Raw genomic sequence first — 15,808 nt, forward strand, 5'->3', positions numbered from 1 at the left:
CGCCTCGATCATCGCGACCATCGAGGCGCGCGATTACATGGAGAAGCGCGACGCCAAGCTCTACCCCACCGAGCTGGGCTTCCTCGTGACCGACCTGCTCGTCGAGCACTTCCAGGACATCATGAACGTCGAGTACACCGCGGGCATGGAGCAGGAGCTGGACCAGATCGAGGAGGGCAAGGACAACCTTCTCAACACCCTGACCCAGTTCTGGAAGAAGTTCGAGAAGGACCTGAAGAAGGCCTCGAAGAACATGGAGAACGTCAAGGGCAAGGAGGAGCCCACCGAGGAGAAGTGCGAGAAGTGCGGCTCGCCCATGGTGATCAAGTGGGGCCGCTACGGGAAGTTCCTGGCTTGCTCCAACTACCCCGAGTGCAAGAACACGCGCCAGCTCGAGGGCGGGGAGGGGGCGCCGGAGCTCCACGAGGACGTGGCGACACAGGTGTGCCCCCGCGACGGCCAGCCCATGGTGCTCAAGAAGGGCCGCTTCGGCCCGTTCCTCGCCTGCACCAACTATCCGGAATGCAAGGAGACCAAGCGGCTGGTCCGCGGCGAGGGCGGCAAGCTGCACGTGGAGACCCTCCAGCCCATCGACGAGAAGTGCCCGGAGTGCGGCAACGACCTGATGTGGCGGCGCGGTCGCTTCGGGGCGTTCATCGCCTGCAGCAACTACCCGACCTGCAAATACGTGAAGAAGAAGGAAGCGCGCGAGATCGGGCTGCTCTGCCCCGACTGCGGCCAGGGGCAGATCGTCGAGCGCAAGGGGCGCTGGGGCCGGTTCTTCTACGGCTGCAAGCGCTACCCGGAGTGCCGGTTCACCGCCTACCACAAGCCGCTGCCCGAGGCCTGCCCGGACTGCGGGCGCCCGTACCTCCTGGAGAAGGAAACCAAGAAGGAGGGGCGCGTCGTGTTCTGCGGCAACGAGGCCTGTCACTACAAGCGCCTGGCCGCTTAGTTACGCGGCGCTATAATCCGAAGCGAATCATGGCGGAGCGGGTCATCATCGTGGGTGGCGGTCTCGCCGGCAGCGAGGCCACCTGGCAGCTCGCCCGCCGCGGCGTCGCGGTCGAGCTCTACGAGATGCGTCCCAGGAAGCAAACCGAGGCGCACGCGACTTCTTATCTAGCCGAGCTCGTCTGCAGCAACTCGCTGCGTTCCGCCTCCCTCACCAACGCCGCGGGCTTGCTCAAAGAAGAGATGCGCCGCCTGGGCTCTCTCATCCTTCAGGTGGCCGATCGTTGCCGTGTGCCGGCGGGCAGCGCGTTGGCGGTGGACCGCGAGCGTTTCGCCGGCGCGGTGACGGGCGAGATCGCGTCTCTTCCCGGCGTGCGTGTCATCCGCGAAGAAGTCTCCGAAATCCCGGCCGCGATCGCGATTCTTGCTTCCGGTCCCCTGACATCACAGCCGTTGTCGCGCGCGCTGGAATCGCTGCTCGGCGGCAAGCATCTCTATTACTATGACGCGATCTCGCCCATCGTCACGGCCGAGTCGATCGACATGAATATCGCTTTCGCCGCCTCGCGCTACGATCGCGGCGGCGACGATTATCTCAACCTGGCGCTCACGCGCGAGCAGTACGGGAACTTTATCGACGAGCTCCTTGGCGCGGAGAAAGTGCCGGCGAAGAGCTTCGAGGACCTGCGCTACTTCGAGGGCTGTCTCCCGATCGAGGAGATGGCCCGGCGCGGACGCGACACGCTCGCCTTCGGGCCGATGCGGCCGACGGGCCTCGTCGACCCACGCACCGGAAAGCGATCTTACGCGATCATCCAGTTGCGCCAGGAGAATCGCGAAAAAACGCTTTACAACATGGTTGGCTTTCAAACCAAGATGACCTATCCGGAGCAGAAGCGGGTCTTCGCTCTCGTTCCCGGACTCGAACATGCCGAGTTCGTCCGCTTCGGCAGCCTCCATCGAAACACGTTCATCGATGCGCCGCGCCATCTCATGCCGACGCTCCAGTGGCGCGGCCGGCCGTCGCTCTTGTTCGCCGGGCAGATCACCGGCGTGGAGGGCTATATCGAATCCGCGGCCTCCGGCCTCCTCGCCGGATTGAACGCGGCGCGGCTTATTCACTGCAAAGAGCCGGTCGCTCCGCCCGTAACCACTGCATTGGGCTCGCTGCTTGTCTATATCACCGATCCCGCGCGCAAGGATTTCCAGCCCATGAACGCCAATTTCGGCGTCCTGCCTCCGATCGGCTCTCGGATAAAAGGAAGAGAAAAAAAGCAGATCATGGCGGACCGTGCGCTCAAGGATCTGGACGTCTGGCTCACCGATATCGGGGAAGCGCCGAGTTTTGTGCTGGCCGAAGGGGCTTAGAAAAATGTCACGGCGCATCGCCACCATCGACCTCGGCACCAACACGATTCTCCTGCTCGTGGTCGAGCTTGAAGATGACGGAGCGTTTCGCGTTCTGACCGACCGCGCGGAGATCGCGCGCCTCGGCGAAGGCGTGGACCGCACCCGCTCGCTCTCCGCGCCGGGGGTCGAGCGCGCTCTCGAGGTGCTGAGAGAATACCTCCATACTTGCCGGAATCTCGCCGTGGACGAGATCGCCGCGGCCGGAACCAGCGCGCTGCGCGACGCGCTGAACGCGAAGAGTTTTCGCGCGCGCCTCAAACACGAATTGCACCTCGATATCAGGGTTTTGTCTGGACGGGAGGAGGCGGCCTATTCCTACCTCGCGGTGCAAAAAGGGCTTCACATCGACGCCAGGGACGTGTTGGTAGTCGACGTGGGCGGCGGCAGCACCGAGTTCATCTGGGCGAGCGCCGGAAAGATGCACGGCCTGGCGAGTCTGGATCTGGGCTCGGTCCGATTGACGGAGCGCTATCTCCGGTCCGACCCGGCGCGGCAGGAAGAATGCGAACGAGTGATTCAAGTCGTCGATCAGTCGATCAACAAGTTGCTGTCGGATTGGGGCTCCCTTCGACCATTCGAGAACCTCATGGTGGTGAGCCAAGTCGAACCACAGGCTCGGGGCGACGCCGGCCGATTGGCCATGGTCGGCATTGCCGGGACTTTCACCACGCTCTCGGCGGTCGAGAAGGGCCTCAGGCATTATTCGCACGGCGAGGTTCACGGCAGCCGTTTGAGCCGCGCCGAAGTGGAGCGGCAGGTCGAGCTTTATCGCGGCAAAACGATCGCCGAACGGAAAGAGATCGCCGGCTTGGAGCCGAAGCGTGCCGACGTGATTCTCGCCGGCGCGCTCGCGATCGAAAGAATCATGAGACTCTTCGGCATCGATGAAGTCATCGTGAGCGATCAGGGCATCCGCTACGGACTGCTGTACGAAAGAATAGCTCACAGCCATCAGCGGTCAGCCATCAGCAAAAAGAATAATTAGATCTTTAGAGCTGATCGCTTCTTGGCTGATCGCTTTTTCTTTTTTTTGTTGACATTTTCCGTTGAATTCGGAATTATGACGTTCGGTTTTCAAAAACACACAACAAGATTGAATCCAACGTAATCAACAACGGCAAGATCGGGAGGAGGAAGGATCATGACTAAGGGTGACCTCGTCAACGCGGTGGCCAAGGCGGCGGGTCTCAACAAGACGACCGCGGGCGATGCGGTGGACGCCATTTTCGAAAATCTCGCGCGGGCGATCAGGAAAGACAGGCGCTTTCAAGTCCCGGGCTTCGGGACTTTCACGGTACGCTCGCGCAAAGCGAGGAAAGGGAGAAACCCTCAAACGGGCGATGAGATTTCCATCAAAGCGAGCCGAACGGTGGGTTTCAAGCCCGCGCCGGACTTGAAGAAAGGATTATAGCCTCGGCGGTGATCCGATCGCGGGCCACCACGTCGTCGTGGTGGCCTTTTTTATTTCGGCGCGATGGCATACAATAACCGGAAATTATTCTTTGGAATCTTATGGCGTTACAAGGCAAAAGAATCTGGCTCGACGGCGAGATGGTGAACTGGGACGAGGCGAAGGTTCACGTTCTCGTCCACGCGCTCCACTACGGCACCGGTTATTTCGAGGGAATTCGCTGCTACGCGCTGGAAGACGGCCGCTCGGCGGTGTTCCGCCTCGACGAGCACGTGCGGAGATTTTTCGACTCGGGCAAGATTCTGGGCTTTCCGCTGCCGCGCCCGTTCGGCGAGATCAAGAACGCGATACTCGACGTCGTCAGGGCCAACGGGCTCAAAGAATGTTACATACGCCCTCTTGCCTTCCTCGGACTGGGGGAGCTGGGTCTTTACGCGCCCGACAATCCGATTCAGATCGCGATCGCGGCGTGGTCCTGGGGCGCCTACCTGGGCGACGAAGGGATCAAAAACGGCATTCGCGCCAAGGTCTCGTCTTACACGCGCCATCATCCGAACGTGATGATGACCAAGAGCAAAGTGTCGGGCAACTATATCAACTCGGTCCTGGCCAAAACCGAGGTCAAGAAGGCCGGTTACGACGAGGCGATCATGCTCGACCCCGACGGCTACGTCGCCGAAGCCAGCGGGGAAAATATATTTATCGTGCGGGACGGGCGCATCAAAACCACGCCGCTCACGTCGATCTTGCCCGGCATCACGCGCGATTCGGTGCTGACGGTCGCGCGCGGCAAGGGCTACGCCGTTCAGGAAGAGCGCTTCACGCGCGACGAGCTGTATACCGCCGACGAGGCCTTTTTCACCGGCACCGCGGCCGAGCTGACGCCGATCCGCGAGGTGGACAACCGCAAAGTCGGCGAGCGCTGCCCGGGTCCGGTGACGCAGGACCTGCAAAAGACTTTCTTCGACATCATCAAGGGGAAAGACAGCAAGTACTCCAAGTGGCTCACCTACCTATGAAAAGGATGAAGGCGGAAGGCGGAAAGATGAAATTGGATCGGAAGGCCCACCTCATTTTATCCTTCATCCTTCATCCTTCATCCCTCATCCTTGCTTCTCGTGATCCCCGCTAAAACCGATCGCCTCGGTTGGCTGCTTTACGATTTCGCCAACAACTCGTTTTCCGTGATGATCGTCACCTTCGTTTATCCGGTTTACTTCAAGAGCGTGATATGTGCCGGGTTGGGGAATCTCGGCGATCTCCTCTGGGGCGTCAACGGCTCCATCTCGCTCGTGGTTGTCGCGCTCCTCTCGCCGGTGCTGGGCGCCGCCGCCGATCTGTCCGGCAAAAGAAAAACGTTCCTGGTGATCTCCGCGTTCCTCTGCATATTTCTCACGGCGCAGCTCGCCTGGGTGGGAAGCGGCATGATTTTTTGGGGTATGGCGGTCTTCATCGGCGCCAACATCGCCTACCAGACCGGCCAGGTTTTCTACAACGCCTTTCTTCCGGATCTGGCGCCGCCGGAGGAAGTGGGGCGGCTCTCCGGCTACGGCTGGGCCGCGGCGTACGCCGGCGGCATCGCCATGCTGCTTCTCTCCATTCCCTTTCTAAAAAGCGGCGCGCCGGAAAACGCGCGGCTGGTTTTTCTTCTGACCGCCTCGTTCTATCTCTTGTTTTCTCTGCCGGCGTTTCTATTTTTACCGTCACGCGCGAAGCAGGCCGGTGCGGCGCAAACTCCGGCGGCGCTTTTTTCCGCCGGCCTCAAGCAAGTCAAAAAGACATTGAGCCGGTTGGGCGAGTACCGGCAGCTCACGCGCTTCCTGCTCGCTTACTTTGTCTATATGGAAGGCGTTTCCACCATCAGCTTCTACGCGAGTATCTACGCCCAGGACACGCTTGGCTTCACCCTGCCGGAGCTGGTGCAGTTTTATCTGGCGCTGCAAACGATCGGCGTCGCCGGAGCGATCGGCTTCGGCTTTTTGAGCGACCGGATCGGGCCGCGGAAATCGTTGATACTGCTCTTGTCGCTCTGGAGTCTGGTAGGATTGGGCGCAGCCGCCGCCACGAGCAAAGAGTTCTTCTGGGCGGTGTCCTCGTTGGGCGCGCTCTGCCTGGCATCGGTCGGCGCGGTCAGCCGCTCGATGATCGCGCTCATGGTCGAGCCGGCGCAGCAGGCCGAGATCTTCGGCTTTTACGGCATCAGCGGCAAGTTCTCCTCCGCCGTCGGGCCGCTCGTGTTCGGCGCGATCTCGCATCTGAGCGGCAGCCAGCGGCTGGCAATGCTCGCCGTCGGTCTGCTATTTATCTTGGGATTGGCTCTGTTGCTCAGGGTCGAGGAGCCGGCGCCGAGGAGGGCCGGAGCGTCATGAGAGAGCCGACGTTGAGGGTCACGATGCTGCCGCGCGACACGAACGCGCGCGGCACGATTTTTGGCGGCGTCATCTTGAGCCACATCGACCTGGCCGGGGCGATCGCGGCGCGGCAGCACGCGGCGCGCGACTACGTGACCCGCTCGATGCACGAGGTCGGTTTTATCGCTCCGGTTTACATCGGCGACGTGGTGAGCTTTTATGCGGCGGTCGCGCGGGAGGGGAGAACTTCTTTGACGATTCGAGTGGAGGTCGAGGCGGAGCGCTTCAGCGAGCCCGGGCGCCGGGTGCGGGTCACGGAGGCGGAAGTGATCTACGTCGCGATCGACGGCAACGGCAAGGCGACGCCTATCAGGTGATGGATGAAACAGCGGGCGATTCTCATCGGCGTTTTTCTTTGGTGGTGTCTGGCAGCGGCGGATGGCGGAGCGGGGCAACATCACAAAATGGGACGAGTCGGCTGTCCGCACTGCGTGAACGACGGCTCCGAGGTCTCTCAATTGCTGCAGCAATTCGACGCGCTCTACGCCGCCTTCAAACCCAAGGAGGCGCTCAAGACGGTGCTCAGAGTTCTCGAAATCGAGCCCAACAATACCGAAGCGTTGTCGAAGGCGTCGCGTGTCTATATCGAGCTCGGCGACATCATTCCGGAAAACGAAACCGGCTGGCAGGAGAAGCGGCTCAAGCAATATCGCATCGCCGAGGATTATGCCCGCAAAGCGGTCCAAGCCGATCCCAACAACACCTGGGGCCATTTTTACGTGGCGGCGTCTCTGGGCAAAACCGCGGCGCACTCTTCCGTGAGCAAGCAGATCGATCTCGCCGACGAGATCCGATCGGCCGTGGAGAAAGCCATCGCCAGCGACCCGCAGAACGGCTTCGCCTATCACGTTTACGGCGTATGGCATAGAAAAATGGCCGAGATCGGAAAAGCGAGCCGCTTCCTGGCTTCGACCTTTCTGCGGCGCTCGGTCCCTAAAGGAAGTCTCAGCACATCCGTCGAATATTTGCACAAGGCAATTTCTTTGAACCCGACGGTCGTTTCGCATCATGTAGAGCTGGGCAAGACCTACGTGGCGCTCGGGAAGCTGGATCTCGCGCGCGCGTCGCTCAAATCCTCGCTCGCTCACCCCATCCAATTTTCCGACGACGCCGCCAATAAAAAAGAGGCGGAGCAGCTGCTGCGGGAGCTGAAGGACAGATAAGGACACCGAAGCCGATCTCTCTTCCGTCATTCCCGCGGCAGCGGGAATCCAGTCTTTGTATGTCGCAGAAATGTCTGGATGCCCGCTTCAGCCTTAGGCTGATCCGTCCGAAGCCCTGTGGCGGATTCGCGGGCATGACGTTCGGTGGATCTCCACGCGCGTCGTCCAAGACAACCACGAATCGGTTGCGCGTGAGGAGAGCTTCGAGTATTTATTGGTGGACATGACCCCGCTTAAACGAAGATGGATTCTAGGGTTGGCGATTCTCGCCCTGCTGGGATGCGGCCGGGGTGGTTCCGGGCGCGTCCTCCGCGTGGGATTCGTTCCGTCGGAGAACGTCCAGCAGGTTTCGCAAAACGCCCAGCCGCTCGTCGAGATTCTCCACAAAGAGCTCGGCATGGAGATCGAGCCCTTCGTCGCCGTCGATTACACGGGCGTCATCGAGGCGCTCCGCGCGAAGAAGCTCGATATCGCCTTTCTCACGCCGGCTTCGTACGTGCTCGCGAAAAACGAGGCCGACATACAAGTCGTCTTAAAATCCCACCGCAAGGGACTGGCATCTTATTACGCGGCGATCATCACGCGCGCCGACAGCGGCATCAACTCGTTGAAAGACCTCCGCAACCGGACGTTCGCCTTCGGCGATCCGCTTTCCACCACGGGCAACATCATCCCGAGAAAAATGTTCCTGGAAAACGGCATCGACCCGAACAAGGATTTCAAAAACGTCCTTTACTCCGGCGGCCACGACGCCACGGTGCTGGCGGTCTTGAACCGCAAGGTGGACGCGGGGGCGACCTTTGCCAATTTTACCGACGGCAAAGACGCGGCGTGGATCCAATACCTTAAAAATCCCGAAGAGCAAAAACAGATCCGCGCGATCGCCTACTCCGAGCCGATTCCCGCCGACAATCTCGTCTTCCGCGCCGGCCTCGATCCCGAGCTGGGGAAGAAAATCCAGGAGACTTTTCTGGCGCTCAGCCGCGAACCGGCGGGACAAAAGATGCTCCGCGATCTCTATCAGATCGACGGCTTCGTGCCGGCCACCGACGAGGACTATGAATCGATCCGCGCGGCCTTTAAAGTCGCCGGCATCAATCTCAGAGAAGCGCTCAAAAAGAAATGATGGGAGTACTGGAGTGGTGGAGTAATGGAGCTATGGAGTTAAAACCCGATCAACCAGTACTCCGATGCTCCATCACTCCATTCACCGGGCCATGACGATCCTAGAGATCAAGGACCTGCAGAAGAGCTTCGGTCCCTCGACCCACGTTCTTCGCGGCGTCAATCTCAAAGTCGAGCAGGGCGAGTTTCTCGGCGTCATCGGCCTCTCCGGCTCGGGAAAGTCGACGCTGCTCCGCTGCATCAACCGTCTCATCGATCCCACCTCCGGCGAGATCTTTGTGCCGCGCTCGGTGTTCGACCGCGGCGCCGACGGAGCCAGGATCGACGTCGTCAAGCTCGACCGCCGCCAGACCCGGCTCCTCAGGCGCAAGGTCGGCATGATCTTTCAGCAATTCAACATCGTAAAGCGCCTCTCCGTCATCGAGAACGTCTTGTCGGGCGGTTTGGGTTATCAATCGAGCTTGAAGAGCTGCTTGAGGCTGTTCACGCGCGAGGAGCGGCGTCGCGCGCTCGTCAATCTGAAGCGCGTCGGCCTCCTCGAGCACGCCTACAAGCGCGCCGACCAGCTCTCAGGCGGCGAGCAGCAGAGAGTGGCGATCGCGCGCACACTGATGCAGAGTCCCGCGGTCATTCTCGCCGACGAGCCGGTCTCCAGCCTCGATCCCCGGCTTTCGCGCGTGGTGTTGGACATTCTCAAGCGCGTCTGCCGGGAGGACGGCATCACCGCGCTGGTCAGCCTGCACACGCTCGATCTCACGCGCGAGTACGCCGACCGCGTCGTCGGGCTCAAGGAAGGAAAGGTTTTCTTCGACGGCGCCACCAAAGACTTGAGCGACGCGATCGTGGAGAAGGTCTATCAGGACGCCAAAGCCTAAATAGCGTTTTGCGCCGTCGCGGTACCTGGCGGTGAAAATAGTTCCCGAACAATGACGGGCGGCCTGCGTTTGACCGTCGGGACAGAGTAGAGCAGAGTGTCGTCGGTGAGCGCGGTATTTTTCGATCGATCAATCTAGAAGCCTGTCTGGAGGCGTGTCTATGTTACGAACTTTGTCGCCGTTCATGATAGCGATCTTCATGCTACCCGGCGCGGTCTGGGGACAGAGCAAATATAACGCGACACCCGCCTCCACGGTGGAGGCCATCGCCAGGGGTGAGGCGAGAGAGGCGCTGAGTGCCATGGAAGCCAAGGGATTGGAGGCCGAGAAAAATCTGGCTTCGAGCCCGTCTCCTCAACGCTACTGGGTGGAGGCGGCGAATGCGTACCGCGAGGCTGCAAGGGCGGCGCAGAGCCTGGGCCAATTCCAGAAGGCTATTTCTCACGGAAGCAAAGCCCTGGAGATGGCAGAAAAGACGAAAAATCCGGCTCTGCAGGCAGGGGCCATTTATCAACTTCAGCAATCCTACAGGTCTGTGGGAAACCATGCCAAGGCCAGGGAATTGGTAGACGAGGGGATTGAGGTTGCCAAGCAGATCCCGGATGAAGGGACCCGACGGTTCACCCAGGCGAGCTTCTTGAGAGAGTTGGGAATAGATCTCCTGCGTCAGGGAAAAAGAGAAGAAGCGATCCAACATACTTCCGAGTCGCTCAGGCTTTTGGAAGATCACCTGGCTTTTCTCCAGAGCCGAGCGGATGTGCGTCTCAAATTTCCTGAAGCCGTACGACAAACCGAGAACAATCTTGTTTATACGCTCTATCGCCTCGGCTTGGCGTATCAGCGGGCGGGCAAGGTGGAAGATGGAATAAGGGCTTACGAGAGAGGGCTTAGCGTAATCAAAGAAACCGGGTTGAAAACCCAGGTCGAGGTCAATCTCTATTGGGGTTTGGGCGACCTCTATCTTAGAAAGAAAGAGTTCCCGCGCGCTCTGGAAAATCTCCAGAAAACGCTGGAGCTGTCTGAGCAGCTTCGCCTTGCCACTTTCATCTACCTCGCCAGCAGTCAGTTGGGAGATCTATATCTTCAGACGCAAAAGCCTGCGGAGGCGATCCCCTACTATAAGAAGGCGATCGACAATATAGAGTCGACTCGCGCTCTCCTGGAGTCGGAGGAATTTCGCAGCTCCTACTTTGAAGACAAGCGGGCCACATACGGCAGCATGATCGTGGCTCATTTGCGGACAAAAAATCCCACGGCCGCGTTCAATTACAGCGAGCGGGCCCGTTCGCGCGCCTTTTTGGACATACTGGGGAGTAAAGTGCAGCTTGCGCGCGGGGGGACGCTCTTGGAACACGAGCGGGCGCTTCAGGCACGAATTAGTGTTTTACAGGCGATGATGGGGGCTCAAGGATCGGAGGGGACCGAGGGGCCTAGGCTCAGACAAGAGCTGGAGGGAGCGCAGAAAGCCTATGCTGATTTTCTGACCGAGGTGCGGAAAGAAAATAAAGAACAGGCCTCGCTGATCAACGTCGAGCCGCTGACCTTGAAGCAGGTCCAGGAGCTGCTCGACCCCGGGGTGACGATGCTCGAGTACTTTGTCGTGCGCGGGGCCGTGCTTCTCTGGGTCATGGACAAGGACCGGGTACGTTTCGTGAACATACCGATTAACCGCGGCGATCTTGTCGCCAAGGTCGCCGCGCTCAGGGACACGGTCTATCAAATTGGCGAGAAGGAGAAATTCAACGGCCTTTCCCAGGAGCTCTATCGCCTGCTGGTCGAGCCGGCCTTGCCCCACGTGCGCGGCAAAGAGCTGCTCATCATTCCGCACGATGTGCTGCACTATCTTCCCTACCAGGCCTTGGTCTCCGCCCAAGGAAAGTATCTGATTCAGGATTATCCTATCTACTATTTATCCAGCGCCAGTCTCATGCAGTTTACCAGGGAGAAGAGGCGGGCGAGCCGAGATTCAGACAAGGCCCTGGTGATGGCCAATCCGAACCTCGGGGATGAGGCTTATAATCTTCGCTTTGCCGAGAGGGAGGCCAAGGAAGTGGCGAGCGTGTACGCGAAGAGCGAAGTGTATCTGAAGGCGGAGGCGAGCAAGCCGCGGGCGCTCTCGCTCAGCCCGAAGAGCGACGTGCTGCATTTCGCGGTGCACGCGGAGCTTGACGAGACCGATCCGATGGGCTCGGCTTTGCTGTTGGCGGTCGAGGGAAAGGACGACGGCCGCCTCAGGGTAGGAGAAATATTTGCGTTGGATTTGAAGGCCGGGATGGTGGTGCTCTCCGCCTGCGAGACCGGATTGGGGAGGCTCAGCAACGGCGATGAGCTGATCGGCCTCACGCGCGCCTTCATCTACGCGGGGACGCCGTCGATCGTCACCACGCTCTGGAAGGTGAACGACCGGTCGAGCTACGAGTTGATGCGGGAGTTCTACCAGCGTTTGAAGACGGCAAAGAAGGTGGAGGCGCTCCGGCAGGCGCAGTTGAAGACGATGAAAGAATTTCCCGAGCCGTTTTACTGGGCGGCGTATCAGTTGACGGGGGAACCATAACCCATTTGATTATGCTGCTTATCACGATTCTCCTGTGGGGGTTCCTTTCTTTTTCGGCGCATGTGGCCGAGACGCCGGTCGCCGTAGAATCCCCGGAAAAAGTCGTGCTCAAGTGGCTGGGCAACGCCGGATGGGAAATCCGGCTTGGAAAAACCACGATCCTCATCGATCCCTTTCTCACCCGCAAAGAGCGCTCGATGGACGCGGAGTGGAAAACGGACGAAGAAGCGGTGCTCAAGATCATCAAGGGCGCCGACTATATCTTCGCCGGCCACAGCCACCACGATCATATCGGCGACGTGCCATTTATCGCCAAGCGGTTCGGGTCGAAGATCATCGGCTCTCAAACGACAGCGAGCATCACGGTCACGGCCGGAGTGAATCCATCTCAAGTCGTGACGATAAAGGGCGGAGAAAAGCTGGACTTCAAAGAGTTCTCCGTACAGGTGATCGAGAGCCGGCATGCCATTTTGCAGAGAAGCGGGCGGCGCGAGACATCCAGGCGCGAAGAAATCCTCAAGCCATGGGCCGGCCCGATTATGGGACGAGACTTCGTCGAGGGAGGAACTTTTCTCTATTACTTCAATTTCGGCGGACATCGAGTCCTGCACCAAAGCACGGCCAATTTTGTTGAAGAAAAACTTTCCGGCTTGCATCCGGACGTCGCTCTGCTCGCGGAGGGGGAGAAGGGATACAACCTGGAAAACGCATTAAAGATTCTCAAGCCCAAGGTGGTCATCATCCAACATTTCGACGAATGGCGTGCCCCGTTTTCTCAAGGGATTCCACCAGCCAACCTGAAGCGGGCGCAACGTTTTGATCGCGAGGTGCGAGCGGCGGACCGTCAGATCAAGACGATCATTCCCGAATTCTTCATGACTCATACTTTGGAACCGTAATTTAAAAAGATGCCCATTGTCGAAACGCTCAAGAAAAGAAAGCGGCGGTTCTACAAGTCGCTCGTTCTTGGATTATCCGTCAGCATCATCACTTCTTTCGCCTCTTACATGGGCTACCTGCAGGGGTTCGAGGCCAAGGCGCTCGACTTTCTCCTTTGGCTCCGCGGACGGGTCAAATCGCCGGAGATCGTTTTGGTCCAGATCGACGACCGGGCGTTCGCCAATTTGGGCGAAAAGCAGCCTCTGCCCCGCTCGTACATCGCGGGCATCATCGAAGTGCTCGGCCGGAGCGGCGCCAAAGTCATCGGCGTCGACGTCGAGTTCAAAGTGAAGACCGACGCGCGCGAAGACGCGATGCTCGTGAGAGCGATCCAGGGCGCGTCGGAGAACGGCCTCAGCAAGGTGGTGCCGGTCTATGTGATCCGGCCCGAAAAAGAAGCGAACGAAACGGTGCTCTACTCCCGCTCGCCGTTTTTCAGCCCCAAGCTTTCGGCGCTTGCCGGCTTTGCCAATGCGCCGATCGATTCGGACGGCCTGTTCCGCCAGCTCCCGCTCGCCGTGCACGGCAGCGACGGAAAAGTTCTTCCTTCGCTCGCGCTCGCTGTCCTGGCGCGCTACGCCGGATACGACGCCGCCCGCCTGGAAGCGGCGATGAATCGGCCTGACGGCGGGAAAGTCATGCTGCTTCTCCCCGAGTGGAATAAATTCAAGGGCGCGCTGCTGCCCGAGCCGACTCCGCTCGCGTTCGCCATCGACGATCAGTGGAAGATCAATTTCGCCGGCGCCGAGGGAAGCTTCGCGGCGATTCCGAGCGACGTCGTCTTCCAGCTCTCGAAGTCGAGGGCTCCGCTGGCCGAAGACAATCCCTTTCGCGGCAAGATCGTTCTCATCGGCGCGAGCTTCGGCGAGAGCCGCGACTTCTTTCCGACGCCGCGCGGCTTGATGTCCGGCGTGGAGATCCACGCCAACATCGTCCATACGATTCTCTCGCGCTCGCAGATCATGGCGGCCGACCGCTGGGTGGCGGTGGCCCTGTCGCTGATTTTCGCCCTGGCGATGAGCCTGCTGCTCACTTTTTTCCGTCCCATGGCCGCCACGATATTCGCCCTGGTCGCGATTCCGCTGCTGCTCGTTCCCTTGAGCTATCTCGCCTTCGCCAAACTCGGCGTCTGGGTGGATTTCGTGACGCCGCTGGTGGCGATTCGCTGGGGCGCTTCGATAGCGGACTATCTAGAGGCGCGCCGCGTGCGCCGCTCGCTTGGCCAGTACGTGGACCGCGAGGTGGCCGATCAGATCGTCGATCAGGATGAGACGCTCGGCGGGCAGATGCGCGAGGCGACTATTTTCTTCACCGATATTAGAAATTATACCACTCTTTCCGAAGGGAAGAGGCCGGAGGAGGTGGTCTCGATTCTGAACGAATTGTTTGCGACGATCGGAAAGGTGGTCGCGCGCCATCAGGGATGCATCGTGGACTTCATAGGAGACGCGGTGCTGGCCGCCTTTGGCGCGCACAAGCCTAACCCCAGTCACGCGGCGGACGCGGTGGCGACCGCGCTCGAGGTGCAGGCGGAGCTTGACAGGCTCAATAAGGCTTGGCACAAAAGGGACATTCCCCATTTACAGATCGGGGTGGGCATTCACTCCGGCGAGGTTCTTGCCGGTATCGTCGGATCGGGGCAGCGCAGGAAGTTCGGCGTGACCGGCGATACGGTTAACACCGGCTCCAGGGTCGAAGCGCTCAACAAGGAATTTTCCACCTCGATTCTTATTACGCGCGAAACGTTGGAGCGGCTGAATGGAAAGTTCAAGGTGGAGGGGCGCGGTGAGGTGAAGGTCAAGGGACGGGATAAGCCCGTCGAGGTCTTCGAGGTGTTAGGCGCAGAAAGCGCAGCTTAGCGGGAGGGCCAGTCATGAAATGTTCTAGCCGTTTACTCTGTTTCGTTCTTCTTGGAGCAGCCGTCTTTTGCAACGTTCAAGCCCATGCCCAGGACGCCGTCGGCGTCATCACCGAGATCAAGCTCAACCGCGGCGACGTGCAGATCCGGCTGCCGGGAAAGAATTGGCAGAAGCCGGCGCTGCTGCAATCGCTTTACACCGGAACCCAGATCCAGGCTTCCAAAGACGCCAGAGCCGTCGTCCTCTATACCGAAGGCATGAAGACCGTGACGGTGGACGAGCGCAATTCTCCGTTCGAGATCAAGGCGGCCGACGCCAAAGGCGCGGCGGGCGGAGGGGTGAAGGAAGTCGCCAGCGCGCTGATGGGCAAGAAAAAACCGCCGTCGTATGTGCCGCTCGCCGTGCGCGGCGGCAAGCGCCCGCCGGTGTTGGTCTCGCCGCGCAACACCAAGCTCATGACCGATTCCCCGACGCTTCAATGGATGGGCATGGAGCGCCAGCCGGGAAACGTGCGGGTTTACGGTCCCGACGGCGTGCTGTGGTCGGCGGAGAATATCTCGCTCACGCAGATCAAATATCCCGCGTCGGCGCCGCGCCTCAAGCCCGGCGTCGAGTACGCCTGGGTGATCGAGAAGAAAGGCACTCCGGCGGAGAAGGTGCGGTTTCAGCTCCTAGCGCTGGCCGAGGTGAAAGCCGTCGAAGGCGACCTTGCCTCCGTGCAGAACAGCCCCGGCGTGCCCCGGACGACGGCGGCGATTCTCAAGGCCGGACTGTTGTCCTCGCGCGAACTTTACTACGACGCGAGAGAGGTGCTCGCCGAAGCCGTCAAGGCGGACCCCGACGAGCCGACGCTGCATTTTTTATTGGCCGAAGTTTACGAGAAGACCGGCCTCAAGGACATGGCGGCGGAAGAGTACAGCGAGTCGGATTTTTTATTGAAGCAAAAGCAGTAGGCAGTGCTGAGTCCTGAGAGGTTGTGAAAAAATTCGTTCATGGTTCGACAAGCTCACCACGAACGGGATAACATCGATGGAAGTTCGAGGACTTAGCCGTTCGTCCTGAGCCCGTCGAAGGGCGATCGGCGATTTTTTCACAAGCTCTGAGTGC

Annotated in this window: 14 protein-coding genes; all 14 read left to right on the top strand. The window is 59.9% G+C overall.

Features of this window, described 5'->3' with window-relative positions:
- A partial coding sequence (locus tag VGL70_24390; protein ID HEY3306673.1) for a topoisomerase DNA-binding C4 zinc finger domain-containing protein occupies positions 1-955 on the top strand: 955 nt, incomplete at its 5' end.
- Positions 956-984: 29 nt separating this feature from the next.
- Complete coding sequence (gene trmFO, locus VGL70_24395; GenBank protein ID HEY3306674.1) at positions 985-2,322, top strand: methylenetetrahydrofolate--tRNA-(uracil(54)-C(5))-methyltransferase (FADH(2)-oxidizing) TrmFO; 1,338 nt, start codon at positions 985-987, stop codon at positions 2,320-2,322.
- Between the two features lie 4 nt (positions 2,323-2,326).
- Positions 2,327-3,349 carry a Ppx/GppA phosphatase family protein gene (locus VGL70_24400; protein ID HEY3306675.1) on the top strand — a complete coding sequence of 341 codons (1,023 nt, stop codon included), beginning with the start codon at positions 2,327-2,329 and terminating at the stop codon, positions 3,347-3,349.
- Positions 3,350-3,505: 156 nt separating this feature from the next.
- Positions 3,506-3,775: an HU family DNA-binding protein gene (locus tag VGL70_24405; GenBank protein ID HEY3306676.1), complete on the top strand. Its 270-nt coding sequence runs from the start codon at positions 3,506-3,508 to the stop codon at positions 3,773-3,775.
- A 101-nt stretch (positions 3,776-3,876) separates the two neighbouring features.
- Positions 3,877-4,794: a branched-chain amino acid transaminase gene (locus tag VGL70_24410; protein HEY3306677.1), complete on the top strand. Its 918-nt coding sequence runs from the start codon at positions 3,877-3,879 to the stop codon at positions 4,792-4,794.
- A 99-nt stretch (positions 4,795-4,893) separates the two neighbouring features.
- A complete protein-coding gene (locus VGL70_24415) occupies positions 4,894-6,144 on the top strand; it encodes an MFS transporter (GenBank protein HEY3306678.1) in 1,251 nt (416 codons plus the stop codon).
- Complete coding sequence (locus tag VGL70_24420) at positions 6,141-6,503, top strand: acyl-CoA thioesterase (protein HEY3306679.1); 363 nt, start codon at positions 6,141-6,143, stop codon at positions 6,501-6,503. The genes VGL70_24415 and VGL70_24420 overlap by 4 nt, the downstream gene beginning before the upstream one ends.
- Positions 6,504-6,506: 3 nt before the next feature.
- A complete protein-coding gene (locus tag VGL70_24425; GenBank protein ID HEY3306680.1) occupies positions 6,507-7,349 on the top strand; it encodes a hypothetical protein in 843 nt (280 codons plus the stop codon).
- Between the two features lie 223 nt (positions 7,350-7,572).
- Positions 7,573-8,475 carry a phosphate/phosphite/phosphonate ABC transporter substrate-binding protein gene (locus VGL70_24430; GenBank protein ID HEY3306681.1) on the top strand — a complete coding sequence of 301 codons (903 nt, stop codon included), beginning with the start codon at positions 7,573-7,575 and terminating at the stop codon, positions 8,473-8,475.
- A gap of 64 nt (positions 8,476-8,539) precedes the next feature.
- Entirely contained in the window at positions 8,540-9,349 is an 810-nt protein-coding gene (gene phnC, locus VGL70_24435; protein HEY3306682.1) for a phosphonate ABC transporter ATP-binding protein, read from the top strand.
- A gap of 160 nt (positions 9,350-9,509) precedes the next feature.
- Positions 9,510-11,903, top strand: coding sequence for a CHAT domain-containing tetratricopeptide repeat protein (locus VGL70_24440; GenBank protein HEY3306683.1), 2,394 nt, complete (start codon positions 9,510-9,512; stop codon positions 11,901-11,903).
- An 11-nt stretch (positions 11,904-11,914) separates the two neighbouring features.
- Entirely contained in the window at positions 11,915-12,802 is an 888-nt protein-coding gene (locus VGL70_24445) for an MBL fold metallo-hydrolase (protein ID HEY3306684.1), read from the top strand.
- Between the two features lie 9 nt (positions 12,803-12,811).
- Positions 12,812-14,701, top strand: a complete 1,890-nt coding sequence (locus VGL70_24450; protein HEY3306685.1) for an adenylate/guanylate cyclase domain-containing protein — start codon at positions 12,812-12,814, stop codon at positions 14,699-14,701.
- Positions 14,702-14,715: 14 nt separating this feature from the next.
- Entirely contained in the window at positions 14,716-15,654 is a 939-nt protein-coding gene (locus VGL70_24455; protein HEY3306686.1) for a hypothetical protein, read from the top strand.
- Positions 15,655-15,808: the final 154 nt, after the last annotated feature.

This window comes from Candidatus Binatia bacterium (genome assembly GCA_036504975.1).
GTDB lineage: Bacteria > Desulfobacterota > Binatia > UBA9968 > UBA9968 > JAJPJQ01.

What these genes read in the sequence shown, in the direction of transcription:
- VGL70_24405 (HEY3306676.1), top strand. Translation starts at nt 3,506, where the DNA reads ATGACTAAGGGTGACCTCGTCAACGCGGTGGCCAAGGCGGCGGGTCTC.
- VGL70_24410 (HEY3306677.1), top strand. Translation starts at nt 3,877, where the DNA reads ATGGCGTTACAAGGCAAAAGAATCTGGCTCGACGGCGAGATGGTGAAC.
- VGL70_24440 (HEY3306683.1), top strand. Translation starts at nt 9,510, where the DNA reads ATGTTACGAACTTTGTCGCCGTTCATGATAGCGATCTTCATGCTACCC.
- VGL70_24450 (HEY3306685.1), top strand. Translation starts at nt 12,812, where the DNA reads ATGCCCATTGTCGAAACGCTCAAGAAAAGAAAGCGGCGGTTCTACAAG.
- VGL70_24445 (HEY3306684.1), top strand. Translation starts at nt 11,915, where the DNA reads ATGCTGCTTATCACGATTCTCCTGTGGGGGTTCCTTTCTTTTTCGGCG.
- VGL70_24420 (HEY3306679.1), top strand. Translation starts at nt 6,141, where the DNA reads ATGAGAGAGCCGACGTTGAGGGTCACGATGCTGCCGCGCGACACGAAC.
- VGL70_24425 (HEY3306680.1), top strand. Translation starts at nt 6,507, where the DNA reads ATGAAACAGCGGGCGATTCTCATCGGCGTTTTTCTTTGGTGGTGTCTG.
- VGL70_24400 (HEY3306675.1), top strand. Translation starts at nt 2,327, where the DNA reads ATGTCACGGCGCATCGCCACCATCGACCTCGGCACCAACACGATTCTC.
- VGL70_24430 (HEY3306681.1), top strand. Translation starts at nt 7,573, where the DNA reads ATGACCCCGCTTAAACGAAGATGGATTCTAGGGTTGGCGATTCTCGCC.
- VGL70_24455 (HEY3306686.1), top strand. Translation starts at nt 14,716, where the DNA reads ATGAAATGTTCTAGCCGTTTACTCTGTTTCGTTCTTCTTGGAGCAGCC.
- phnC (HEY3306682.1), top strand. Translation starts at nt 8,540, where the DNA reads ATGCTCCATCACTCCATTCACCGGGCCATGACGATCCTAGAGATCAAG.
- trmFO (HEY3306674.1), top strand. Translation starts at nt 985, where the DNA reads ATGGCGGAGCGGGTCATCATCGTGGGTGGCGGTCTCGCCGGCAGCGAG.